Consider the following 502-nt stretch of genomic DNA (forward strand, 5'->3'; position numbering starts at 1 on the left):
TTCGGAATCGATAACCGCTGAAAGCATTCGGAATCGATAACCGCTGAAAGCATCTAAGCGGGAAGCGAGCCCTAAGATGAGTCATCCCTAGGAATTTAATTCCTCTAAAGAGCCGTTCGAGACTAGGACGTTGATAGGCATGGTGTGTAAGCGTTGTGAGGCGTTGAGCTAACATGTACTAATGACTCGAGAGGCTTAACCATACAACCCAGATGGGTTTTACTGAAAATGTTCCAGACATTTTCTAGCACTTCCTCCTTCCATGGAGGTCGTACTAAAGCCTTAGACAGAATATAAACACTTAATGAAGTGTGGACTCAAAAAGCAAATCAGCTTTCCGAATTATTATTAACGTGGTCCAGAGATGGACACGGTAATAAACAGAATTTGCTTGGTGACAATAGCCTTGTGGAACCACCTGATCCCATCCCGAACTCAGAAGTGAAACGCAAACGCGCCGATGGTAGTGTGGGGTCTCCCCATGTGAGAGTAGGTCATCGCC

The 502-nt window shown here is 45.6% G+C and carries 2 rRNA genes; both read left to right on the forward strand.

The annotated features are described in order from the left end of the window. Positions 1-203: ribosomal RNA gene (locus tag L5M10_RS24145) — 23S ribosomal RNA — on the forward strand; the annotation flags it as partial. A 187-nt stretch (positions 204-390) separates the two neighbouring features. Next, a 5S ribosomal RNA gene (gene rrf / locus L5M10_RS24150) occupies positions 391-502 on the forward strand; the annotation flags it as partial.

This window comes from Shewanella sp. SM32 (genome assembly GCF_025654235.1).
Lineage (GTDB): Bacteria > Pseudomonadota > Gammaproteobacteria > Enterobacterales > Shewanellaceae > Shewanella > Shewanella oncorhynchi.